Source organism: Actinoplanes teichomyceticus ATCC 31121, assembly GCF_003711105.1.
GTDB lineage: Bacteria > Actinomycetota > Actinomycetes > Mycobacteriales > Micromonosporaceae > Actinoplanes > Actinoplanes teichomyceticus.
In genome coordinates this window covers 4,434,365-4,458,158 of record NZ_CP023865.1, presented here as the reverse complement: position 1 = coordinate 4,458,158, position 23,794 = coordinate 4,434,365, and the positions used below count along the sequence as shown (strand labels likewise).

19 protein-coding genes are annotated in these 23,794 nt (G+C 74.9%); 6 read left to right on the top strand and 13 right to left on the bottom strand.

Annotated features, from left to right (window positions below; genetic code table 11):
* Window positions 1–112 precede the first annotated feature (112 nt).
* The 3 genes from ACTEI_RS19730 to ACTEI_RS19720 are packed head-to-tail and all read right to left on the bottom strand — an operon-like array spanning window position 113 to window position 3,190.
* Window positions 113–1,237, bottom strand: coding sequence for a biotin/lipoyl-containing protein (locus tag ACTEI_RS19730; protein WP_122978996.1), 1,125 nt, complete (start codon window positions 1,235–1,237; stop codon window positions 113–115).
* Window positions 1,238–1,247: 10 nt separating this feature from the next.
* Entirely contained in the window at window positions 1,248–2,258 is a 1,011-nt protein-coding gene (locus ACTEI_RS19725; protein ID WP_122978995.1) for an alpha-ketoacid dehydrogenase subunit beta, read from the bottom strand.
* On the bottom strand, window positions 2,255–3,190 hold the full coding sequence (locus ACTEI_RS19720; protein ID WP_122982271.1) for a thiamine pyrophosphate-dependent dehydrogenase E1 component subunit alpha: 936 nt from the start codon (window positions 3,188–3,190) through the stop codon (window positions 2,255–2,257). Before ACTEI_RS19720 ends, ACTEI_RS19725 begins: the two co-directional genes overlap by 4 nt.
* Window positions 3,191–3,529: 339 nt before the next feature.
* Here ACTEI_RS19720 and ACTEI_RS19715 point away from each other — a divergent pair, with 339 nt between their 5' ends.
* From ACTEI_RS19715 to ACTEI_RS19700, 4 genes are all read left to right on the top strand, one after another.
* Window positions 3,530–4,621: a DegT/DnrJ/EryC1/StrS family aminotransferase gene (locus tag ACTEI_RS19715; RefSeq protein ID WP_239082406.1), complete on the top strand. Its 1,092-nt coding sequence runs from the start codon at window positions 3,530–3,532 to the stop codon at window positions 4,619–4,621.
* A gap of 17 nt (window positions 4,622–4,638) precedes the next feature.
* Window positions 4,639–5,865: an MFS transporter gene (locus ACTEI_RS19710; protein ID WP_122978993.1), complete on the top strand. Its 1,227-nt coding sequence runs from the start codon at window positions 4,639–4,641 to the stop codon at window positions 5,863–5,865.
* The gene (locus ACTEI_RS19705) at window positions 5,862–6,884 is read left to right on the top strand and encodes a TolB-like translocation protein (protein ID WP_122978992.1); all 1,023 of its coding nucleotides are present in this window, start codon (window positions 5,862–5,864) and stop codon (window positions 6,882–6,884) included. The genes ACTEI_RS19710 and ACTEI_RS19705 overlap by 4 nt, the downstream gene beginning before the upstream one ends.
* Before the next feature lie 177 nt (window positions 6,885–7,061).
* Entirely contained in the window at window positions 7,062–8,810 is a 1,749-nt protein-coding gene (locus ACTEI_RS19700) for a class II glutamine amidotransferase domain-containing protein (RefSeq protein WP_145831015.1), read from the top strand.
* Window positions 8,811–8,839: 29 nt separating this feature from the next.
* Here the strand turns inward: ACTEI_RS19700 and ACTEI_RS19695 are convergent, their stop codons facing one another.
* The 4 genes from ACTEI_RS19695 to ACTEI_RS19680 form a co-directional block, all read right to left on the bottom strand.
* Window positions 8,840–9,583, bottom strand: a complete 744-nt coding sequence (locus ACTEI_RS19695) for an alpha/beta fold hydrolase (RefSeq protein ID WP_164466027.1) — start codon at window positions 9,581–9,583, stop codon at window positions 8,840–8,842.
* Window positions 9,584–9,949: 366 nt separating this feature from the next.
* Window positions 9,950–11,062, bottom strand: a complete 1,113-nt coding sequence (locus ACTEI_RS19690; protein ID WP_122982270.1) for a DegT/DnrJ/EryC1/StrS family aminotransferase — start codon at window positions 11,060–11,062, stop codon at window positions 9,950–9,952.
* 8 nt (window positions 11,063–11,070) lie between these two features.
* Window positions 11,071–12,036, bottom strand: coding sequence for an NAD-dependent epimerase/dehydratase family protein (locus ACTEI_RS19685; RefSeq protein ID WP_122978989.1), 966 nt, complete (start codon window positions 12,034–12,036; stop codon window positions 11,071–11,073).
* Complete coding sequence (locus ACTEI_RS19680; RefSeq protein ID WP_203723663.1) at window positions 12,033–13,103, bottom strand: Gfo/Idh/MocA family protein; 1,071 nt, start codon at window positions 13,101–13,103, stop codon at window positions 12,033–12,035. Before ACTEI_RS19680 ends, ACTEI_RS19685 begins: the two co-directional genes overlap by 4 nt.
* A gap of 289 nt (window positions 13,104–13,392) precedes the next feature.
* Here ACTEI_RS19680 and ACTEI_RS19675 point away from each other — a divergent pair, with 289 nt between their 5' ends.
* Window positions 13,393–14,007, top strand: a complete 615-nt coding sequence (locus ACTEI_RS19675; protein WP_122978988.1) for an acyltransferase — start codon at window positions 13,393–13,395, stop codon at window positions 14,005–14,007.
* A 166-nt stretch (window positions 14,008–14,173) separates the two neighbouring features.
* Here ACTEI_RS19675 and ACTEI_RS19670 read toward each other — a convergent pair whose 3' ends face one another.
* From ACTEI_RS19670 to ACTEI_RS19640, 6 genes are all read right to left on the bottom strand, one after another.
* The gene (locus tag ACTEI_RS19670; protein WP_122978987.1) at window positions 14,174–15,853 is read right to left on the bottom strand and encodes a hypothetical protein; all 1,680 of its coding nucleotides are present in this window, start codon (window positions 15,851–15,853) and stop codon (window positions 14,174–14,176) included.
* A gap of 4 nt (window positions 15,854–15,857) precedes the next feature.
* A complete protein-coding gene (locus ACTEI_RS19665; protein WP_145831016.1) occupies window positions 15,858–16,400 on the bottom strand; it encodes a sigma-70 family RNA polymerase sigma factor in 543 nt (180 codons plus the stop codon).
* Between the two features lie 418 nt (window positions 16,401–16,818).
* Window positions 16,819–18,939, bottom strand: a complete 2,121-nt coding sequence (gene ligA, locus ACTEI_RS19655; protein ID WP_122978984.1) for an NAD-dependent DNA ligase LigA — start codon at window positions 18,937–18,939, stop codon at window positions 16,819–16,821.
* A gap of 109 nt (window positions 18,940–19,048) precedes the next feature.
* A complete protein-coding gene (locus tag ACTEI_RS19650) occupies window positions 19,049–19,720 on the bottom strand; it encodes an HAD family hydrolase (RefSeq protein WP_239082407.1) in 672 nt (223 codons plus the stop codon).
* Window positions 19,717–20,691 carry an SDR family NAD(P)-dependent oxidoreductase gene (locus tag ACTEI_RS19645; protein ID WP_122978983.1) on the bottom strand — a complete coding sequence of 325 codons (975 nt, stop codon included), beginning with the start codon at window positions 20,689–20,691 and terminating at the stop codon, window positions 19,717–19,719. The genes ACTEI_RS19650 and ACTEI_RS19645 overlap by 4 nt, the downstream gene beginning before the upstream one ends.
* A 155-nt stretch (window positions 20,692–20,846) precedes the next feature.
* Window positions 20,847–21,974, bottom strand: coding sequence for a sigma-70 family RNA polymerase sigma factor (locus tag ACTEI_RS19640; RefSeq protein ID WP_122978982.1), 1,128 nt, complete (start codon window positions 21,972–21,974; stop codon window positions 20,847–20,849).
* 224 nt (window positions 21,975–22,198) lie between these two features.
* Between ACTEI_RS19640 and ACTEI_RS19635 the strand changes: the two genes are divergently transcribed.
* Window positions 22,199–23,425: an MFS transporter gene (locus tag ACTEI_RS19635; RefSeq protein ID WP_122978981.1), complete on the top strand. Its 1,227-nt coding sequence runs from the start codon at window positions 22,199–22,201 to the stop codon at window positions 23,423–23,425.
* Window positions 23,426–23,794 lie beyond the last annotated feature (369 nt).

Genomic DNA, 23,794 nt, shown 5'->3' with positions numbered 1-23,794 from the left:
GCCACCGTCGCATGTCAGCGGTTGTGTGAACCGGCCCTGACGCGGCGGTGGCTGCCGCCGCGACGACTCCGGCCGGGACCGGACGGCGTGGCGTCCACGACCGTGAACGGCGCTAGCGGCGCAGCGGCACCACCGTCGTCGTCACGATCTTCGTCTTGACCGCGTGTTCGGCCGGCACCGAGCTGACGATCACCGCGCCGGAGGCGATCGCGGCGTCGTCGCCGATCTGCACGTCCGGCTCGATCACGATGCCGGTGCCGAAGCGGACCCGGTCGCCGATGGTCACCTTGCCGGAGGTGTAGCAGGACGGTCCGGTCGCGTTGTCGTTGCCGATCACGCTGTGGTGGTCGAACGAGGTGTACGCCGAGAAGAAGTTGTTGTCGCCCATCCGCACGCCGGTCGCGACGTGGCAGAACGCGCAGATGATGTTGCCCTGGCCGAGCCGTACGTCGGTGGCGATCTTCGCGGTCGGGTCGATGGCGTTGGCCAGCGGGATGCCCGCGTCCGCGCACACCTGACGGAACCGGGCGCGTACCGCCGGAGACCGCCCGATCGCGATGACCGCCGCGTCGAACGCGCCCGCCCGGAACAGCTCGGTCAGCCGGCCGGTGCCGCCGACCACCGGCACCCCGTGCACCTCGCCGCCCCACCGGGACACGTCGTCGTCGACGATCGCGACCGCCTGCTGGGTGGTGCTGCCGGCCAGGATGTCGAGCACCTGGGTGGCGCCGAGCGCCGCGCCGACCAGCAGGATGCGCTGCCGGCCGGGCGCGCCGGCCAGCGGCGCGGGCAGCTCGGCCGGACCGACCGCGGCCGCGGCGGCCGGCTGCGCGACCGCGGCCTCCACGTCCTTCACCGTGATCAGCCGGTCCAGGCCCAGGGTGGACAGGTCCACCCCGAGCTGCGCGGCGCGCCGCACCGCCTTGACCGTGGCGCGCGGGCCACCGGCGGGCCGGTCCGCCGCCGCGGCGGCCTGCTGCGCGACGTAGGCGTCGCGGGCCGCGACGTCGTCGAAGAGCATCGCGATCGGCTCGGTCAGCGGGACCTCGGCGCCCTTGCCGGCCCGGTGCAGCAGCACCCCGGCGACCGGGGCGAGCACCTCCAGCACCGCCTTGCTCGTCTCCACCTCGGCGAGCAGCTCATCCTTCGCCACCTCGGCGCCGTCGTCGGCGAACCACATCACCAGGACGCCGTGCTCGCTGTTGACGTCGTTGGTGGGCACCAGGACCGGATTCAACGCTCTCTCCTCAGCTGGCGGCGGCGCGGACGGCCGCCTCGATGCGGGCACTGCCGACCAGGACCCCGGCCTCCTTCGCCTTCGACGAGGGGATGACCGTGGGCGCGCTGGCCACGACGTCGACCGGCCGGTCCAGCCGCCCGAACATGCGGCGGGAGATGACCGACGCCGCCTCCGAGCCCCAGGACCAGCCGTCGGCGCCCTCCTCGACGGTGACCAGGCGGCCGGTGACGGCCACCGAGCGCTCCACCGGGGCCCAGTCCATCGGGGCGATCTGGGCCGGCACGATCAGCTCGGCGAAGATCTCCTCCTCGACGGCGAGCCGCTCGATCACCTGGGCGGCGAGCAGCGCCTGGTAGCCGTACGCCAGCACGCTGACCGAGCAGTCGGCCGCCGGCACCGCGGACAGCCGCACGGTCGGCAGCATGCCCGGCGACGCCTCGCTGGTGGCCAGCAGGTCCCCGACCCGCCCGTGCGCCGGCAGGCTCAGGTGCTGCGGGTAGAGCAGCTTGTGCTCCACGTAGAGCACCGGCTCGTCCCGGCCGAGGAAGTCGGCGAACACCGCGCGCGGGTCGTGGTAGAGCGAGGCGGCCACCACCCGCAGGTGCGGGACGCCGAGGAAGTGCTTCTCCAGGCTCTGGCTGTGGGTGGGGCCGTACCCGCGGTGCCCGCCGGTGGCCGCCCGCACCACCACCGGGCAGGTCGCCTGCCCGGCGTACATCGCCTGGTATTTCGCGATGTGGTTGACCACCTGGTCGAACATCAGGGTGAGGAAGTCGCCGAACATCACCTCGGCGATCGGGCGGTACCCGGCCAGGGCCAGCCCGGCGGAGATCCCGGCGATGGCGCCCTCACTGATCGGCGTGGTGCGCACCCGTTGCGGGAACGCCGTGGACAGTCCCCGGGTGACCTTGAAGGCGCCGCCGTACGGATCGGCGATGTCCTCGCCGAGCAGCACCACCCGCCGGTCGTCGGCGAGCGCGCCGCGCAGCGTGTCCCCGAGCTCCTTCGCGAAGATCACGGCAGGGCCCTCGCCGTCGCCACGACCTCGTCCAGCGCGGCCTCCACCTCGGCGTCGATGCGCAGCCGGTCGGCGTCGTCCAGGCGCCGGCCGTGCACCACGAGCGGCTCGGTGAGCCAGTGCGCGGCGATCTCCTCGGCCGGGCGCTCGTCGTCGCTCTTGGAGTGGTGGCACAGCCGGTACGTGTGGATGAGCAGCACGCGCGGGCCGTTCCCGGCGCGGACCAGGTCGATCTGCTCCCCGGCGATGGCACTGAGCTGCTCGACGTCGGTGCTGTCCACCTCGCGCACCGGCACCCCGAACGCGGTGAACCGGGCCGCCATGTCCCCGGCCAGGTTGGCCGCCACCGGCGTGCTCTGCGCCCACCGGTTGTCCTCGCACACCACCAGCAGCGGCAGCTTCCACAGGGCGGCCATGTTCATGGTCTCGTAGACCACGCCCTCGCCCAGGGTGCCGTCGCCGATGAACACCACGCTCACCGCCGTGGTGCCGGACAGCTGATTGGCCAGGGCGATGCCGGCCGCGTTCGGCACGATGCCGCCCTGCACGCCGTTGGACTTGAAGCCGGGCGCGCAGATGTGCTGGCTGCCGCCCATGCCGCGGCAGACCCCCGCCTCCTTGCCCATGATCTCGGCGAGCAGGCCCAGCGCGTCGCCGGAGTGCGCGAGGTAGTGGCCGTGGCACCGGTGGTTGCTGAAGATGTGGTCGCCGTCGGTCAGGTGCTCGGTGACCGCGACCGCGTCGGCCTCCTGCCCGATGCAGGCGTGCGTGGTGCCGTTCAGCGCGCCCTCCTCGAACAGCCGCAGCAGCGTCTCCTCGAACCGCCGGATGAACCGCATGCGCCGGTACCGCCGGTGGGCGAGCGGTTCGCCGGGCGCTCCGGTGAGCCGCTCGTCGGTCCCGGCCCGCGCCGGCGCGAGCGCCGTCGACATCATCTGCCTCCCCCTGGCCGCCCCGCGGGGGCGGATGACCCGTCGCGCCGACGATACCGACGGCCCGATGTCCTATGCAGACACCTTCAGCCATCGTGGAAGCGCCGCGGATCGCCGAATTAGAGCCGAACGGACGGCTCGCCCCACCCAACGGATGGCACCGGCCCGCGTGCGGCGGTGACTACAGTAGTCGAGTCGATCACGACGTACCGTGACGGAATCGAGCCTGCCGGAAAGCCGTCACAGCGCTGGGCGGGGTGACCCGCGGTCGAGTAGGGTCCGTCCACTCCGGAGCCGCATCCCGGCCAGGACACTGGGAGTTGTCACATGATTCCGCTCGTGGATCTGCAAGCCGCGCACGCCGAGGTCGCCGAGGAGGTGGACGCCGGCTTCAAACGGGTGCTGGCCACCACCGGCTTCATCGGCGGCGCCGAGGTGACGGCGTTCGAGCGCGAGTTCGCCGAGTTCTCCGGCGCCGCGCACTGCGTCGGCGTCGCCAACGGCACCGACGCGGTCGAGCTCGCGCTGCGCGCCGCCGGGGTGCGGGCCGGCGACGAGGTGGTGGTGCCGGCCAACACGTTCGTCGGCACCGCCGAGCCGGTCGCCCGGATCGGCGCCCGGGTCGTGCTCGCCGACATCGACCCGCACACCTACCTCGTCGACGTGGACAAGATGCTCGCCGCGGTCGGCCCGAGGACCCGGGCGGTCGTCCCGGTCCACCTCTACGGCCAGCTGGCCGACGCCGCGCGGCTGCGGGCCGAGCTGGCCGGCAGCGGCGTCGCGGTGGTCGAGGACGCGGCACAGTGCCAGGGCGCGCTGCGGCACGGCCGCGGCGCGGGCGCCGAGGGCATCGCCGCGACCAGCTTCTACCCGGGCAAGAACCTCGGCGCCTACGGCGACGCCGGCGCGGTCCTGACGCCCGACGAGGACCAGGCCACCCGGGTACGGACGCTGGGCAGCCACGGCGGCCTGACGAAGTACGTGCACGAGGTGGTCGGCGTCAACAGCCGCCTGGACGCGCTGCAGGCCGTGGTCCTGCGCGCCAAACTGGCCCGGCTCGCGGCGTGGAACCGGGCCCGGCGCGCCGCCGCCGCGCGCTACGACGAGCTGCTGTCCGGCCTGGACGTGATCCGCCCGGCCACCCTGGACGGCAACGAGCACGTCTGGCACCTGTACGTGGTCCGCGTCCCCGGCGGCCCGGGCCGCCGCGACGCCGTGCTGGCCCGCCTGCACGAGGCCGGGGTCGGCGCGGCCATCCACTACCCGTACCCGCTGCACCGGACGCCCGCGTTCGCCGACCCGCGGCACCCGGCCGGCAGCTTCCCGGTGGCCGAGCGGGTGGCCGGCGAGATCCTGTCGCTGCCGTTGTACCCGCAGATCACCGCGGACCAGCAGGAGACGACCGTGCGGGCGCTCGCCGCGGCGCTCTGAAGGACCGGGTAGACCGCGTGTACCTCACCATCCGGGACCGGCCGGGCAAGGGCGAGGCGGCCGGTCCCGGCGGCCGGGCGCCGCGGGTGGCCACCACGGTCGTCCTGCTCGGCGTGGTCAGCCTGCTCACCGACATCTCGTCGGAGATGGTGACCGCCGTCCTGCCGCTCTACCTGACCGCCGAGCTCGGGCTCGGGCTGCTGGCGTACGGCGTGGTCGACGGGCTCTACCAGGGCGTCAGCGCCCTGGTCCGGATTTTCGGCGGCTACCTCAACGACCGGACGAACCGGCCGAAGTGGGTCGCCGTGTCCGGCTACGGCATCTCCGCGCTGAGCCGGATCGCGCTGGTGCCGGCGCACACCTTCGCGGCGATCACCGCCGTCATCACCGCCGATCGGCTCGGCAAGGGCTTCCGCACCGCGCCGCGGGACGCGCTGATCGCCGACGCCTCCGATCCGGGGGCGCTGGGCCGGGCGTTCGGCGTGCACCGGGCGCTGGACACCGTCGGCGCCGCGCTCGGCCCGCTGGTCGCCTTCGCGCTGCTGCTGCTCGTGCCCGGCGGCTACCGCGCGGTGTTCGTGGCGTCGTTCGCGTTCGGGCTCGTCGGGGTCGCCGTACTCGTGCTGTTCGTGCCGGACCGGCGCACCGCCGGCGGCGGCCTGCCGGTCCGGCGGCTGTTCGCCGAGCTGGCCGCCCCGCGCCTGCGGCGCCCGCTGCTGGCCGCCGGGCTGCTCGGGCTGTGCACCGTCGGCGACGGTTTCCTCTACCTGTCGTTGCAGCACAGCGGCGACTTCGCGGCCCGCTGGTTCCCGCTGATGTACGTCGGCACCAACCTCGTCTACCTCGCGCTGGCCGTCCCGCTGGGCCGGCTCGCCGACCGGGCGGGGCGGGCCCGGGTGTTCGTCGGCGGGCACGTCGCGCTGCTCGCCGTCTACCTGGTCGCCGCCGGCTCCGGCGGCGGGGTGCTGCCCACCCTGCTGGCGCTGGCCCTGCTCGGCGTGTACTACGCGGCCACCGACGGCGTGCTGCCCGCGCTGATCAGCCGGCGGGTCCCGGCGCAGGCGCGCGGCAGCGGGATCGCCGCGGCGCAGACCGTCGTCGTGCTGACCCGGTTCGCCGTCTCGCTGGCCTTCGCCGGCCTGTGGGAGGCGATCGGGCCGGCGTCCGCCCTGTGCCTCGCCGCCGGCTGCCTCGCGGCCGGCCTCGGGGCCGCATCCTGGCTGTTGAAAGGCATCGACGCGTGAGCCTGCGTACCCGGCTGGCGGTGTTCGCCGCCGTCCTCGTGCTGGCCGTGGCCGGTACGGCCGCCTTCGTCCTGCGCCTGCGCGAGCAGCGGCGCGAGCAGGTCGCCGCGGCGCCGCCGGTGCCGGTCGCCGACCTGGCCGCGGTCACCCGGCAGCCGCACGTCGTCTTCCGCAGCACCGCGATCGGCGACGAGTACGGTCGGGTCGCCGCCGTGCCGCTGACCGACCCGACCGGCCCGCGGGCGTTCACCCAGGCGTCCTGCGACCGGGTGTACGCCCACGCCGGCGAGGCGGTCTGCCTCTACGCCAAGCCCGGGTTCGTCACCACGTACCGGGCCGAGGTGCTGGACGCCGGCTGGGCGATCCGCCGGTCGCTGCCGCTGTCCGGGGTGCCCAGCCGCACCCGGCTCTCGCCGGACGGCGAGTGGGCGGCCACCACCACGTTCGTCTCCGGGCACGCGTACTCCTCGCCGGGCGACTTCTCCACCGAGACCCTGATCACCCCGCTGACCGGCGGCGGGCGGAGCCTGAACCTGGAGAGCGACTTCACGCTGGTGGTCGACGGCCGGCGCAACACCGCCCGGGACCGCAACATGTGGGGCGTCACGTTCGCCGCCGACGGCGACCGCTTCTACGCCACCGCGGCGTCCGGCGACCGCACCTGGCTGGTGCGCGGCAGCCTGAGCAGCCGGGAGCTGGTCGCGCTGCGCGAGGACGCCGAGTGCCCGTCGCTGTCCCCGGACGGCGGCCGGGTGGCGTTCAAGACCCGCGACGGCCGGCCCGAGGGACAGTGGATGATCGCCGTCTACGACCTGGCCACCGGCCGCTCCACGCTGCTGGCCGAGAAGCACAGCGTGGACGACCAGATCGAGTGGCTCGACGGCGAGCACGTGCTCTACGGCCTGCCGCGCGCCGGCAACGGGCCCTCGGCCAGCGACGTGTGGACCGTACCGGCCGACGGCACCGGCGCGCCGCGGCTGTTCGTCCCGGACGCCTGGTCGCCCGCCGTGGTGCGCTGACGGCCGGGCGGCCCGGCGCGGGGCGCGGATCAGTCGCGCGGAATGCATGTGCGGGGCGTCGGAAGAATGACAACGGTCGTACCGGAAATGGGGATTCGATGTCGGTTTCGCCGATGTCGGGGCGCTTTCTCGCGGCGGCCGGGAGGACTAGGGTGACGGCATGACGGGAATTCCACGGTGAGGTCTTTTCTCGCGGTTTCCGGGGCGTCCGCGGCGGCCCCGCCGCCCGCCGTCCTGGCGCATCTCGGCGCCCCGCTGGTGCGCGCCACCGACGGCGGCTGGGTGGCGATGAGCGACCCGGACCCGGACGACCGGGTCGGGGACGGCTTCACCGTGCGCCTGGGCCGGACCGCCCGCACCCGCGCCGGCGACGTCTCCACCGCCGCGCTCGGCGAGCTGCTGCGCGACGGCGCCGAGGTGGACGGCGCCCCGCTTGCCGCCCTCGTCCCCCCGTTCGCCGCCGCGCACCGCGACGGGCCGGCCGCGCCGATCGTCACGGCCACCGACTGGCTCGGCTTCCAGCAGCTCTTCTGGTGGCAGGGCGCGGGCGTCGCGGCGGTCTCCACCAGCGCCCTCGCGCTCGCCGAGCTGGCCGGCGCCGGGCTGGACCGGCCGGCCCTGGCCGTGCAGAGCCTGGTCGGCTGGCAGGTCGGGCTGCGCACCCTGTTCGACGGGGTGGGCAAGGTCCCGGCCGGCTGCCTGGCCATCCTCGACGACGGCCGGGTCACCCTGCACCGCTACGTCGAGGAGTCGCTGGCCCTGGACGGGCCGCCGCTCTCGGTCGAGGCCGCCGCGGCCGAACAGGCCGAGCTCATGGTCGAGTTCCACCGCGCCTACCTGCGCGACCACCCCGATGCGGTGCTGCAGCTGACCGGCGGGCAGGACACCCGGGTGCTGCTGGCCGCCATCCCCGCCGAGCTGCGTGCCGGGCTGGCCGCGCTCACCCTCGACGTGCACGGCGGCACGGACTCCCGGTTCGCCCACCGGCTCGCCGCCATGACCGGGATGAAACTGCACGTCCACTGGCTCGACGAGTCTCCGGCGGTCACCCCGGCCGAGGCGTACGAGCTGGCCGTGCGGGCCGCCCGCGCGCTCGACGGCATGGCCAGCCCGCTCGCCCTGGCGCCGCTGCTGCGCGCCGAGTCCCAACTGGATCAGGGGCACCGGCTGTCCGGGCTGGGCGGCGAGACCTGCCGCGGCTTCTACTACTTCGGCCAGCCGGCCAACGCCGTCACCGGACCGAAACTGATCGAGAAACTGGCCACCTGGCGGCTCTACGCCAACGAGGCCGTCGAGACCGCGGCGCTGGCGCCCGACTTCGCCGCGTCCGCCCGCGCCGACGCCCTTGACCTGATCACCGCGTCGTTCGAGGGTTACCCGTCGCAGTGGCTGCCCGCGACCGACCACTTCTACCTCTACCAGCGGATGCAACGCTGGTCCGGAGCGCACGGTTCGGTCGCCGCGGCCAGCCGGCACTTCGTCAACCCGATGTTCGACCGCCGGTTCATCCAGCTGGCGCACGCGGTCCGGCCCGAAGACAAACGTCACGGCCTGCTCACCGGTCGCCTGATCACCCTGCTCGACCCGGCGCTGGCCGCCGTCCCGCTCGACTCGGGTCTGCTGCCGAACCGGCTCGGCCGGCCCGGCCTGGCCGCGCGCACCGCGGCGTACCGGGTGACCGCGCGGAAGGCCGCCCGCAAGATCCGGCAGAGGCTGCGCGGTCAGGGCCGGCCGCAGCTGGGCGCCGCCGAGATGGCCGCCCTGGTGGTCGCGCACTGGCGAGCCGAACCGGACCTCACCGCGCCGCTGCGCGCCACCGGCCTGATCCACGGGACGTGGCTCGACGACATGCTCGCCGGCCGTGCCACCCCCGCCCCGGCGACGGTCGCCTTCCTCACCAACCTGCTGGCCGTCGCCACCCGCTGAACGCCGCGGGGCCGCTCGGGGCGGCCCGGTCAGCGCGGTAGCGAGCGCAGCGCCGCCACCACGGCGCCGGGCGCCCGCAGCGGCAGGAAGTGGTCGGCGCCGGGTATCCGCACCAGGCGGCAGCCGGGAATGCGCCGCGCGGCCTCGACGCAGGCCGGGACGAACGACGGCCGTTCCTGATCACCGAGCAACAGCACACTGGGCGTGGCGACGTCCTCCAGCCGCGACCACGCGTCGCCGTCGTCGGCGAGGGTGTCGCCCCAGCCGAGCCAGAACCGGACCGCCGAGCGGAGCAGATCGACGACCAGCGGGTCCCGTCCGGCCCGGGCCCAGCGGGCGACGCCCTGCTCGACGAAGGTCTCCGGGTCGGGGCTGTCCGGCTCGTCGGCCGGGTCGTGGGCGGGCGGGGCGCCGGAGATGCCCGGGCAGGCCAGCACCATCCCGCGGACCCGGTCCGGCTCGGCCAGGGCGAGGTCGAGCGCGGTGCCGCCGCCCATGCTGCAACCGGCGAACAGCGCCGGCCCGACGCCGAGCCGGTCGAGCACCCGGCGCAGGTCGTCGAGCCGGGAGAACCGCCCGGCCGGCGGCGTGGAGCGGCCGAAGCCCCGCACGTCGTAGCGGATCAGGCGGTGCTGACCGGTGAGCCGCTCCCAAACCGGGCTCCAGTTCCGGGAATCGCCGACTCCCGGGTGCAGCAGCACGACCGGCGGCAGGCTCTCCCCGATGTCCTCGGCCCAGACCGACCCGCCCGGCACATCGATCACGTGCTCCACGGCGCCGAGCCTGCCACACCGAAGGCGTCCGGGCGCGCGGGGACCACCGGATCGGTCCCCGGGTGCCCGGGCCGGAGCGCCGGCCAGGACCCGGCGCTGCCCTCCCCGGCGCCCGGGCCGGATCGTCGGCGAGGACCCGGCGCTGCCCTTCCCACGCCTGCTCGCCGAGCCCGGCAGCCGCGCCGGAAAGCCCGGACAAGCCTCTCCGCCGGTGGAAAAAGCGATTTCCGGGGTACGGTCGGCGCCGGGCCGGAATCGACCGGTATTCGTGCGACCGGATCCGGTGAAAAGGCCACCGCCGCACCGGGCGATGGCCTTTCTCGTGCATTGCGCAATCCGTTTCCGAGCGATTCGGTGGGGCCCGCCCTAGTGGGCGAGCTCGCGCAGCACCCCGACGATGTGCTTCTGGTCGTCCTCGGTCAGCCGGTGGTGCAGCGGCAGGATCAGCGAGTCCCGGGTGATCCGCTCGGTCACCGGCAGCGGGCCCGGGGCGACGTCCGCGTACGCCGGCTCCAGGTGCGCCGCCATGATGCCGCGCCGCGCCGACACGCCGCGCCGGGCCAGCTCGGCCAGCACCTCGTCGCGGCCGGTCCGGAACGCGGGGTTGAGCAGCACCCAGAACGACTGGTAGTTGCTCTGTCCGTAGGCCGGGTCACGAACCGGCACCAGGCCGTCGATGTCGGCCAGCAGCTCGTGGTAGCGGGCGGCCAGCTCACGCCGCTGCGCGACGAGCCCGGCCAGCCGGCCCAGCTGCACCAGCCCGACGGCGGCCTGGATGTCGGTCATCCGGTAGTTGTAGGCGGTCTCCAGGTACGCCTCCAGCACCGGCTGGGCGCTGGCGTGCCGGTCGGCCGCGGACACGTTCATGCCGTGCTCGCGCAGCCGGCGCAGGCGGGTGGCCACCTCGGCGTCGTCGACGGTGACCATGCCGCCCTCGCCGGTGGTGAGCACCTTGCGCGGGTGGAACGACCACGCGGCGATCGCCGCCCCGGCGCCGGCCGGTTGACCGTACGCCGTCGAACCGGCCGCGCACGCGGCATCCTCGACCAGCGCCAGCCCCCAGCCGGCCGCGGCCTTGCGCAGCGCGGCCGTGTCGAACGGCACGCCGCCCTGGTGCACCGCGATGACCGCCCGGGTGCGTGGGGTCCGCACCGCGTCGACCGTTTCCACGGTCAGGTTGCCGGTGGCCAGGTCCACGTCGGCGAAGACCGGGGTGGCCCCGACGTAGCGGACCGCGTTGGCGGTGGCGATGAACGACAGCGACGGGACGATGACCTCGTCGCCCGGGCCGACGGCCCGCACGACCAGGGCCAGATGCAGCGCCGTGGTGCACGAGCTGACCGCGACGCCGTGCCCGGCGCCGACGGTGGCCGCGAACTCGCGCTCGAAGCGGGCCACCCGGGGCCCCTGGGCGACCCAGCCGGAGCGGACCGCCTCGGCGGCCGCCTCGGCCTCCTCCTCGCCCAGCATGGGGATCATGACCGGGATCATCGGGACGACCGCCACCAGTCGACGAGACCCCGCAGGCCCTCGTGCAGGCCGATCTCGGCGCGGAAGCCGATCCGCTCGGCGGCCGCGCGGGTGTCGGCCAGCCGGCGGGTGACGCCGTTGACCGCGCGGGCCGGGCCGTGCTCCGGCGCCAGATCCGACTTCATCGCCGCGCTCAGCGCCGCGGCCAGCTCCTTGAGACTCGTCTCGGTGCCGCTGGCCACGTTGAACACCTCGTCGGTGACGTCGGCGCGGGCGGCCAGGATGTTGGCCCGGGCGATGTCGGCCACGTGCACGAAGTCCATGGTCTGCAGACCGTCGCCGAGGATCAGCGGGGGAGTGCCCGACTCGATGCGCTCCATCCAGCGGATCAGCACCTCGGTGTACAGGCCGTGGATGTCCATCCGCGGGCCGTACACGTTGAAGTAGCGCAGGGCCACGTAGTCCAGGTCCTTCATGGCCTTGAAGCTGCGCAGGGTGGCCTCGTTGAACGCCTTGGCCGCACCGTAGAAGGTGTCGTTGTGGTACGGATGGTGCCGCTCGGTGGTCGGGAACTGCTCGGCCAGGCCGTACACCGACGCCGACGACGACGCGATCACCTTCCTGACGCCGGCCTCGGCGGCCGCCTCGACGACGTTGAAGGTGCCGTCCACGAGCACCTCGTTGGCCAGTCGCGGCTCCTCCGCGCACTGCGTGATCCGGATCGCGGCCAGGTGGAACACCAGATCCTTGCCGGCGGTCATCTCGCGCACCAGGTCCCGGTCACGGATGTCGCCCTCGACGAGGGTGACCGGGCCGTTCTCCAGGGCCCAGGCGAGGTTGTCCCGCCGCCCGCGGACGAAGTTGTCCAGGACGACGATCTCGGCGGCCCCGCCGCGGATGAGCTCGTCGACCACGTGCGAGCCGATGGTGCCCGCCCCGCCGGTGACCAGGGCGCGCGCGCCCTCGATCGATACAGCCGTCACGCCATGCGCCCTTCGTTGAGCTTGATCATCGTGCCGCCCTCGGTCAGGCTACGCGAGGCGGTCTGCAGCAGCTCCAGCACGCGCAGGCCGGAGCGGCCGTCGGTGAGCGCGGGCGTCCCCGTGGTGATCGCCCGCGCGTACTCGTCGACCATGGTGCGCAGCGCCTCCCGCTCGGTCAGCGCCGGCGCCACCATGTCGCCGGAGCGGTACGAGATCAGGATGTCCCGGCGCTGCTCGTCGCCGAGCTCGTCCGGCGACGCCACGTCGACGCCCCGGTCGTAGATCGCCAGCCGCTGGCTGGGGTTCAGGTCGTCCCACACCAGCGTCCGCTTGGAACCGCCGAAGATCGCCGTGCGGATCTTGACGGGGGACAGCCAGTTCACGTGGATGTGCGCGATCGCGCCGTTGCTCAGCTGCAGCGTCAGGTACGCCACGCAGGCCCGGCCGGCGCCGATGCCGTCCGCGCCGTGCGCCGCCACGGCCACCGGCGTGACCCCCGGCGGGAGCACGAAGTCCAGGATCGACAGGTCGTGCGGCGCGAGGTCCCAGAGCACGTCGATGTCGCGCTGCACCAGACCGAGATTGATCCGTACGGAATCCAGGAAGTGCAGTTCGCCGAGCTCACCGGAGTGCAGCAGCTCACGGATGCGCAGCACGGCCGGGGTGTAGCAGTAGGTGTGGTCGCACATCAGGGTCAGGCCGCGCGCGTCGGCCTCCTCGACCAGCCGCCGGCCCTCGTCGTAGGTGGCCGCGAGCGGCTTCTCGACCAGCACGTGCTTGCCGGCCCGCAGCGCGGCCAGCGCCACCGTCAGGTGGGTGCCGGCCGGGGTGGCGATCGCCACCGCCTGCACCCGCGGGTCGGCGAGCACCTCGTCGAGGTCGGCGGTGACCTGCACGGTCGAGTAGCCACCGAGCACCCGGCGGGCCCGCTCGACGTCGAGGTCGCACAGCCAGCGCAGCCGGAACCGGGTGCTGGCCTGGAAGTTGCGGACGAGGTTGGGGCCCCAGTAACCGGCCCCGATGACGGCGATCCCGATCGGCTCGGACGCATTCGGCGTGGGAGTCAACAGACTTCCGTTTCTGGGAGGGAGGCGGGGCGGACGGGCCCACGGAGGCGGACCTCCCGGCAAGCTATCGATCCCCTTAGGAACGCCGCTAGATCGATGCCCGATTTCCGGCGGAGCCGGAGGCCAAGCCGACCCGTTCGGCCGTCCCGGGTACGCCTGTCGGCCAGCACCCGAGCCGACCAACGGTCACTTTGGACGGCCACGTCGGCTTCCTGACATCGCGCCGGTCCGGTTGCCACTACCCTGGCCCGGATCCGCCGGCCGGTGGCGGAACCACGAAAGGCTCGCGATGACCGACGCACCGCCCGGCCGTGACGACGTGACCGTCGCGCCCACCGCCGACCTGGACCCGCGCGCCGAGATCGGCGCGGGCACCCGCATCTGGCACCTCGCGCAGATCCGCGAGGACGCCACTCTCGGCCGCAACTGCACCATCGGCCGTGGGGCGTACGTCGGCCCCGGTGTGGTCATCGGCGACAACGTCAAACTGCAGAACCACGCCCTGGTGTACGAACCGGCCCGGCTCGCCGACGGCGTCTTCGTCGGACCCGCCGCGGTGCTGACCAACGACGAGTACCCGCGCGCGGTCACCCCGGACGGGCGGCTGAAGTCCGGTGACGACTGGACCGCGGTCGGCGTGACCGTCGGCGAGGGCGCGGCGATCGGCGCCCGGGCGGTCTGCGTCGCCCCGGTCACCGTGGGCCGCTGGGCGCTGGTCGCGGCGGGCGCGGTGGTGACCACCGACGTGCCGGACTTCGCCCTGGTCGTCGGCGTCCCGGCGCGCCGGGTCGGGTGGGTCGGGCGGGCCGGCCGGCCGCTGACGCACCAGGGCGACGGCGTCTGGACCTGCCCGGAGACCGGCGCGTCGTACGCGGAGACCGGCGGCCTGCTCAGCGAGGCGTGACGGGCGGGCGGTGACCCGGCATCGCCGGCCGCGCCCGCCCGTCATCGGCGCCCGCGCGCCGCGATCGGCCCGCGCTCGCCCGTCATCAGCGGTCGCCCGCCCGCGGTCGGCCCCGCGCGTGACCGGCCGGCGTCCGCCGGTCGCCGGCGTCCGTGTCCGTCCGTGATCAGCCGGGGGTGTCCCATGCGGCCATCTTCAGCGTCACCTCGCGCCCGTCGCCGGCCGTCGCCACGTTGAGCCGGACCAGCGCCGCACCCGGCAGGCCGGCGCCCGACGTCATGAGACAGTAGGTCTCGCCCTCGCGCAGTTCGATGCTCGACCCGGTCGGCCGGTCCCGGATGGCGCGCTGGCACTGCGCCGGGGTCGCCTCGCTGCCGGCCACGGTCGCCGTGCGTACGCCGGGCAGCGCGTCCAGGTGCAGCACGCCGGTCTGCCGGGAGACCACCACGTCGCCGCCGCCCTCGGCGACCTTCCGGTGCGGCTGGGTCAGCGAGATCGCCCGCTTCTTCGCGCCGTCCACCACCACGGTCACCTCGGTCGCCCGGTAGAGCGGCCGGAACGGTCCGGTGGGCGCGGCCACCGGACGGCTCGCGCCCGCCTGCGGCGCCCGGGTGCGCGACGAGTCCGCCGCACCCGGTCCCGCGGCCGTCGGAGCGGGACCGGGCACGCCGCTCATGGTGAGTGCGGCATTCGCCGAGGCCCGGGTCCGCTGGCCGTCGCCCGGCCGGGGACGGCCGCTCGACGTCCCGCCCGCTACCGGCCCCCGGACGGCGCCCGCACCGCCCCCCGGCCCGCGGCGGATCGCCCCGCCGGTCGTGCCGTCCCCGCTCACGGGTCCACCGATCCCGGGGCCCGCGGCGCCGGGCCCGTCGGTCGCGGGTCGTGGGTCACCGGCCACCCTCGTCGTGGCGTCTCTGTCCCCAGCTTTGTCGGTCGTGGCGCCTGGGGCGCCGGGTCCGCCGGTCGTGGCGCCTGCGGCGCCGGGTCCGCCGGTCGTGGACCCTGGATCGGCGGATCCGCCGGTCGTGGCGCCCCCGCTGCCGGATCCGCCGGGCGCGGAACCACCCCCGCTGCCGGGTTTCCCGGCCCCGGGACCGCCCCCGCTGCCGGGTTCCCCGGCGGCGGGGCCTGCCCTGCGGTCGCCGCCCGCGGAGTCACCGCCCACCGGTCCACCGGGCGTGCCCTCACCGTTGCCGGCCCCACCGGTCGTGCCACCGCCGACCCCGCGTCCGCCGGTCGTGACACCGCTGTTCCCCGGCCGGCCGGTCGCCGCACCCCCCGAGTGCGTGCCCGGCGCGCGGGTCCGGGAGACGTCCGGCCCTCCGGCGGTGCCCGAGCCGCCCGCCCGGTCCCCACCGAAGCCCGCCGCCCCGGTCGGGCCGCCGTCGTTCGTGGCGCCGGCCGGGCCGCCGCCGGCCGGGCCGCCGCCGGCCGTGGCGCCGCCGGCCGTGGCGCCGGCCGGGCCGTCGCCGGTCACCGAGCCGCCCGGCTCCGCCGCCGGCCGGCCGGACCCGAGCGGCTGCGCGGCCGAGCCGTCGAGGTATCCGTGCTCGCGCGAGTGCCCGGTCACCACCGCGACGGCCAGCATCGCGGCGAGCACCACCCCGGCGAACCCGATCACCACGGGGCGCAGCCGGTTCCCGGTGGCGGCCCGCTGCGACCCGCGGGGTTTCGGGATCGGCCGGCGGCAGGCCACCGGCGTACGGGATCGTCCGTTTCTGGCCGGCGGGGCCTGCCGCGCCCGCCGCCGCAGGTCGGCCAGCCCGGCCGCGGCGTCGAAGCTCATCCCGGCCACCGCCTGCCGTTCCGCCTGCGCGACCAGCGCCCTCTCCTCGGGCGTCAGCATCGGGCTATCCACGATCGTTTCCCCTCCGGGCCTGGAGCTTTGCGTTCAACGTCTTTCTCGCGTGCTGCAGATGGGTGCGCACCGACGTGGCGCCGATCCGCAGCCGGGTGGCGATCTCGTTCGCGGTCCAGCCCTCGTCGAGCAGCAGCACGACGGTGCGCTGGCGCTCCGGCAACTCCTGGATCAGCTCCAGCGCGTCACCGCCGGCGCTGTCGTCCTCGGCGAACCGCACGAACGGGCTGAGCCGCTCGGACAGGTCCGCGTCGCGCCCCCACCGGCGCCGCACGTTCTGCACCGAGTTCTCCAGCGCGGCCGAGGCGTACCGGAATCGGCACTCGCTCGGCTGCGGGTGCAGCACCGCCCAGCGCCGGTAGACGCCGACCAGCGCGTCCTGTGCCGCGTCCGCGGCGTCGTGGCGTCCCAGGCCGCGGACCATCGCGCGGCCGACCAGCCGGGGGAACGCCTCCCGGTAGAACACCGCGAAGCTGCTCTCCGGCGACTCGTGATCACCGTCCTCGTCCGGCGCCTCGGTCCTCGCCAGCGTCACCACGAGGCCCCGTCCGCTCCGCCGCCGCGCCAGGTGACCCGCACCTGCGGGCACGGCCTTCGTCGCGGGTCACGGCCGCGTCCACCCGTGCGGGGGAGGCGGTTGCCGCCCTCCCCGCCGGGCCCGGTCGCCAGCAGGCTGATCAGGTGCCCGATCGCCGCACTGATCAGCGGAGCGCACATGTCCACGTTGTCCCCGTCCCGGATCGTGGCGGCGGCACCCGGTTGGCGCCGCCTTTGCCGATAAAACGGAGTTACGTGGCAAAACGTCTAAAACGCCCGGAGGAAAGCAGGACATGTCCTGCACCGCCCCCGCCGGGAGGGCCGCCGTGCCGCCGGCCAGCTGCCGGGCGTCGCCGGAGCGGCGATCGTGACAGCGCGAATCTCTCGTGGGCACCCGGCCCGGCGCCGGGCCGGGCTCAGAACTCCTCGAGGGCCGGGCCGGCGCCGGCATCGTGGGCCGCCAGCAGCGCCGCGAAGCGGTCGGCCGGCATGATCCGCAGCCCCAACTGCTCCGCCTTGGCCGCCTTCGCGCCGGCCCCGTCGCCGATCACCACCAGGTCGGTGCGTTGGGACACCGACCCGGACGACTTGCCGCCGAGCCGCTCGACCGCCTCGTTGCCCTCGTTGCGGGTCAGGCCCGGCACCGAGCCGGTGACCACGACGGTCATCGGCGAGCCGTCGCCCTTGCGCAGCGGCAGGCGGGCCGCGCCGGCCGGGTCGTCCGCGCCGACGACCCGGCCGGCGAACGGTGTCACGCCCGGCTCCACCATGTTGACCCCACGCGCGGCCAGCTTGGCGATCACCGGCGCCAGGTCGGCGAGCTCGGCGGCGATCGTCGCGGCCCGCTCCGGCCCGACCGCCGCCACCTCCTGCAGCTGCTCGACGGTGGCCGCGCACAGCGCCTCCATCGAGCCGAAGTGCCGGGCCAGGCGGCGGGACATGGACCGGCCGGTCATCCGGACGCCGAGCCCGGTCAGCACCCGGGACAGCGGCTGCGCCTTGGACCCCTGGATGTTCGCGATCAGCTTCGCCGCCGAGGTGCGCCCCAGTCGCTCCAGCCGGGACACCGTCTCCGCGTCCAGGTCGTACAGATCGGCGGGGTCGGTGACCAGGTCGGCCGCGACCAGCGCGCGGATCACCTTGTCGCCGAGGCCCTCGATGTCCATCGAGTCACGGGCCGCGAAGTACGCCAGCGACTCGGCCGCCCCGCACGCCCGCCCCTGCACGCAGCGCCAGCGCTTCTGCGTACGGTCGATGTCGCCCCCGCAGCGCGGGCACAGCAGCGGCGCGGCGAACGGCTCGGCGCCCTCCGGCCGCTCGTCGAGTTTCGCCCCGGTGATCTCCGGGATCACCTCGCCGGCCCGCCGGACGAACACCGTGTCACCGACGCGCACGTCGCGCCGGACCAGGTCGTCGAAGTTGTGCAGGGTGGCGGAGGTGACCACCACGCCGCCGACCTGCACCGGCTCGATCACCGCCACCGGGGTGATCACGCCGGTACGGCCGACCTGCACCTCGATCGCGGTCAGCCGGCTGGTACGGGTGTCGGCGGGGAACTTGTAGGCGACCGCCCACCGCGGCGCCCGGCTGGACGAGCCGGCGGCGTCCCGGTCGGCCGGGGAGTCCGCCTTGATCACCACGCCGTCGATGTCGAAGCCGAGCTTGTCGCGCAGCGCGCCGAGCCGCGCGATCGCGTCGAGCAGCTCCTCCACGGTGGCGCACACCGCCATGCCGGCCGCCGACCCGCCGGTGGTGGCGACGCCCAGCTCGGCGACCGCGGCCATCGCGGCGCTGTGCGTCAGGCCCTCGCCGCCGGGCAGGTCGTGCACCGCGTACGCGAGGAAGGACAGCGGGGCGAGATAGGCCCGGTCCTGCGCGCGCAGCGTGCCGGCGGCGGCGTTGCGCGGGTTGGCGAACGGCTGCCCGCCGTGCGCGGTGCGCAGCTCGTTCGCCCGGGCGAAGTCGTCGTCGGTCATGAACACCTCGCCGCGCACCTCCACGGTGACCGGCCGGGCCAGCTCGGCGGGCAGGCCGGCGACCGCGCGGGCCTGAGCGGTGACGTCCTCGCCGGCCCGCCCGTCGCCCCGGGTGGCCACCCGCACCAGCCGGCCCTCGGCGTAGCGCGCGGCGATCGCCATGCCGTCGATCTTCGGCTCGACCGTGTAGCCGGCGGCGGGACGGCCGAGCACCCGGTCCAGACGGGTCGCCCAGGCGCGCAACTCGTCCTCGTCGAACACGTTGGCCAGGCTCAGCATCGGGGTGCTGTGCGCGACGTCGCCGGTCACGCCGCCGCCGGCCGCGACCACCCCGGTGGGGGAGCCGGCCACCACCCAGCCGGGCTGCGCGCCCTCGGTCGCGGTGACCCGGGCCAGCAGAGCGTCGTACGTCGCGTCGTCCATGGCCAGGTCGGCGCCCGCGTAGTACGCCGCCGCGGCCGCCCGGACCCGGTCGATCGCCGCGCGGTAGTCGTCGGCGGTGCGGAACGGCTCGGCGTGGGCCGCGTCGACGACCGGGGCGATCTCGGGCTGGGCAGGCATCAGGGCACTCTTTCGTCGGTCTCGCGATGACAGTGACCTTGATACCGGAGGGGTACGACAGAACCGCGAGCCCACCCCCGAGCGGCGGGCCGGGCCGCCGGGTGGGCGGTCAGGCGGCGGCCTCGCCACGCAGCCCCCGGATCACCGGCAGGATGTCCGGAAAGGCGGGCACGGCGGCGGTGACGTACCGCGGATCGAACTCGTCCAGCCGGCGCACGCCGCTCTGCAGGCAGGCGACGAACCGGATGCCGGCGCCGCCGGCGGCGACCGCGTCGCCCGGCGAGTCCCCGACATAGACGCACTCGTGCGGCCGGAACCCGGTCTCGGCCAGCAGCTCGTCGAACGCCCGCGGATCCGGTTTGCGGTACCGGGTGTTGCCCTGGTGGTACGCGCCGGTGACCCGGCCGGCCAGCACGTGGTCGGGCTGCAGCAGGTGCCGCACCTCCGCCTCGGTCCGGGAGGTGAGCAGCAGCACGGAGCGCCCGTCCTCGACCAGCTCGTCCAGGGCGCGCAGGTTCTCCGGCGGGATCACGTCCAGGCGGCCGTCGGCCAGGTACCGCTGGTGCAGGACCGCGAACAGCCGAGCGAACCGGTCCAGGTCCACTCCCGGCGAGCGGTGCGGCATGGCGTCCAGCAGGATCTCGCCCCAGGTGGCCAGGTGGATCTCCCGGGTCATCGGCTCCCGGCCCATCCGGGCCAGCACCTCGTTCTCCAGCTCGAACGAGGCGGCTTCGGTCAGGCACAGGGTGTCGTCGACGTCGACGATCACGGCTCGGATCACCGGGTCAGCGTAGACGCCCCGGTGCGGCGGGAGCGTCGCACCGACTGCCAGGCCAGCAGGCCACCGGCCAGCGCGGCGGCCGGCCACCACCCGGGGCGGGCGGGCGCCGGGCGGGCCGGTCCGGGCGGCTGGGGCGCCGGGGCGAACACGTTGCCGGTGTGCGGGGCCACCCGCTCCCGGGACAGCCCGGCGATCCGCATCAGCGGGCCGACCAGCACGTCGTACAGCGCGGGCGTGGCCACGAACCCGAACCGGATGATCCGGCTGGCGAGCCCGAGCGTGACGGTGGCGCGGGGCCGCCGCGCGCAGCGCACGATCGCCGCGGCCACCCTCTCCGGGGAGTCCACCGGCGGCGGCGGCTGGCCGAAGCGGCCGGCGAAGTTCGCGGCGGTGCGGTAGATCGGGGTGTCCACCGAACCGGGCGCGACCAGGCACACGTGGATGCCGGGCGCGTCGCGGGTCTCCAGCCGCAGTGCCCGGACCAGTGCGCGCAGACCCCACTTGCTGGTCACATAGGAGCTGGTGTACGGCGTGACCACGGTGCCCAGCAGCGACCCGCCGAAGATCAGCACGCCGTGCTCCTGCGGCCGGAACCGGGCCAGCGCGGCGCGGGCCACCGTGGCGGCGCCGATCAGGTCGGTGGTCACCACCCTCTCGAACACCTCGGCAGGGACGTCCTCGAATCTGCCGTACGCCATCACCGCCGCCGTGTGCACCCATACGTCGAGACGGCCGTAGGCGCTGATGGCGGCCTCGGCCACGGCCTCCACCGTGGCCGGCTCGGTGACGTCGGCGACCGCGACCCGTACCGGCGCGCCGAGCGCCCGGCAGGACTCGGCGACCAGGTCGAGGGCGGGCCGGGAGCGGGCGGCCAGGACGAGCCGGGCGCCGGTGCGGGCGAACGCGAGCGCGGTGGCTCGCCCCACCCCGCTGGAGGCTCCGGTGATCACGGCGACTGTGGCGGCGGGCACCGCAGGGCAGTACCCGCTCGGGCCCGGCCGAACCGTCCCGGCCCGCTTCGACGGGCCCGGCCGAACCGTCCCGGCCCGCTTCGACGGGCCCGGCCGAACCGTCCCGGCCCGCTTCGACGGGCCCGGTCGAACCGTCCCGCCCGCCCCGAGCCGGTTCAGGGGCGGTCCGCCTCGGCGATCAGCTCGCGCAGGCCGGCGATGGCCAGCACCCGGGCCACGTACGGCTGCACGCCGGTGAGCACCAGCCGCACCCCGTGCCCGCGGGCCGCCTCACGCACCGCGGTCATCATCGCGATACCGGCCGCGCTCAGCAGCGGCACGCCGGACAGGTCCACCGACAAGCGGCGGTCCCGGCCGCACGTGCTGGCGACGGTCAGCAGCTCACGGCGTACCTGATTGGCGTTGTCGCGGTCGATCTCGCCGTGCACCGCGACCCGGACGCCATCCGACGTCGCGGTGATCGTCACCCGGTGGTCCGGGCTGCCGGAGCCGGTCCAGGCCGGCGTGGCGTCCGACAGCATCGCCTCGCGCAGCCAGGCCAGGGTACGGCTGAGCAGCCGGGACACGTGCATCTGCGAGATGCCCAGCTCCTCGGCGATCTCCACCTGGCTCAGGTTGCCCCAGAACCGCAGCGCCAGCAGCCGGCGCTCGCGGGCCGGCAGCTCGCACAGCAGGCTCTCCACCGTGGCACGGTCGTCGACCAGGGTGAGGTCGCCGTCCACCCCGCCGAGCAGGTCGCCCAGCTCGGCGCCGTCCGGGCTGTCACCCAGCGGCGCGTTCAGCGACTCGGTGCTGTGCGCGGCCGCCGAGGTCTGCGCGCCGAGCACCTCGCCCTCGTCGACCCCGAGGCGCCCGGCCAGCTCGGCCACCGTCGGGGTGCGGGCCAGCTCGCTGGTCAGCACCGCCTTGGCGTGCACGAACTCGAGCACCCGGTCCTGCTGGCCGCGGGGCACGTGGACGCCCCAGGTGTGATCGCGGAAATGGCGCTTGATCTCGCCGGTGATGGTGAGGATCGCGTACGCGGTGAACGACCCGCGCTCCGGCTCGTACCGGTCCACGGTCTTGACCAGGCCCAGCCGGGCCACCTGCTCCAGGTCGTCGGGCGGCTCGCCGCGGCCCCGGTACCGGCGGGCCAGCCGGCCGGCGAACGGCAGGGCCTCCCGCACGAACTCCTCGCGCAGGCGGTCCTTGGTCGCGTCGTCGGCCCGGTCCCGTGCCCGTGCGTACCGGTCGGCGAGCACGTCCAGATCCTCCAGCGGGTCCAGCCGGTCGGTTTCCCGCATGCCACACCCTTCGAACCCCCGGGACTCGGAGCGAGTCCGAACCGCTGAGCATTACCCCGCCCCGGGTTGCGGTAAACATGGCAATTTGCGGCAACCGTACCAGTTGCGGTCCGGGAGCGCGTGCCGATCCGGCCGAAGCGGACCCGAGGCACTGCCCGAAGAGGCAAGTGGCGCCGAGATCCGGCGCCGAGTGCCTCAACGGGAGGATCGCCGTCTTGGCTGCGATGTTCGCACCGCTGCGGGAGCGCAACTACCGGCTCTGGGCCGCCGCCGACCTGGTGTCGACGGCCGGTACCTGGATGCAGGTGCTCGGGCTGAACTGGCTGATCCTGTCGGACACCGGCTCAGCCGCCACCATGGGCCTGGTCGTGATGCTGCAGGCGCTGCCGGTGCTGGTGCTCGGCACCTGGGGCGGCGCGCTCGCCGACCGGCTGCCGGCCCGCCCGCTGCTGATCGCCTCGCAGGCGGTCCGCGCGCTGCTGGCCCTGGCCCTGCTCACGCACGGCGGCCACCCGCTGATCTTCGCGGTGGCCCTGGCCTCCGGCGTGATCAGCTCGGTCGAGGGGCCGGCGCTGGGCCGGTTCGGGTCGGCGCTGGTCCCGCCGTCCGCGCTCGGCTCGGCGCTCGCGCTCGGCTCGGTGCTCAGCTCGGCCGGGCGGATCGGCGGCATGGCGCTCGGCGGCGTGCTGGTCGGTGTCACCGGTCCGGCCGTGCTGTTCTTGATCAACGCGGTGTCGTACCTGGCCGTGATCGGCGCGCTCGCCGCGATGCGCACCGGTGAGCTGCGGGTGCTGCCGACCGCGGCGGCCGGTGAGCGCGGGGTGCTCTCCGGGCTGCGGTACATCGCCGGGCAGCCGGTGGTCCTGATCGTGCTCGCGCTGTCGTTCGTGCTCGGCTCGCTGGGCCGCAACTACCAGGTCAGCATGGCCGCCATGGTGGCCGGCCCGCTGCACGGCTCGTCCGGCTCGTACGGCCTGCTCTCCACGGTTTTCGCGGTCGGCGCCGTCCTCGGCGGCCTGCTGCTGGCCGGCTCCGGCAGGTCCACGCTGCGCGTGCTGCTCGGCACCGGTCTGGCCATCAGCGTCCTGCAGATCTGCTCCGGACTGGCCCCGGACGTCACCTCGTTCGCCGCCCTGATCCTGCCGATCGCCGCCGGCGCGGTCGTCTTCGACACCGTCGTCTCCACCCGCATCCAGCTCGACACCCGCGAGGACATGCGCGGCCGGGTGCTGGCCGCGGTCGGCATCGTGTCGTCACTGTCCGGCATGTTCGGCGCCCCGGCGGTCGGCTGGCTCTGCGACACCGCCGGCCCGCGCGGCGCGCTGCTGCTCGGCGGCGTGGTGACCACGGCCGCGGCACTGGCCGGGGCGGCCGCCATCGCCCGGGCCCAGGGCCGCCGGCTGCACCTGCCGCACCCGGAGCCGCTGGTGCCCGCGGAGCAGCTCGCCTGACCGTTCCCACAGCTGCCGGAGCCCGGCCAGGCAGCTCGCCTGACCGTTCCCGCAGTTGCCGAACCCCGGCCGTCCAGGGTTGGGTGACCGTTCCCGCAGCTACCGAAACTGGCCGGGCAGCTCCCCCGAGTGTTTCCCGCTGCGTGAGAGGGGGCCGACCGGGCGGCCCGGCCGGTTCCGCACTGCCTGGGACGGGCCGACCAGGACGCCCGGCCGGCTCGGCACTGCCTGGAAGCCTGTCGATCAACTGGCCTGACCGCCACCGCAATCCCTGGGAGCCTGAGGCACCCCCGTATTCATGGAGCTTCCTCCCCATGGTCTGATGACCATGGGGAGGAAGTATCTGTGGCAGCACCGAAGAAGTACCCC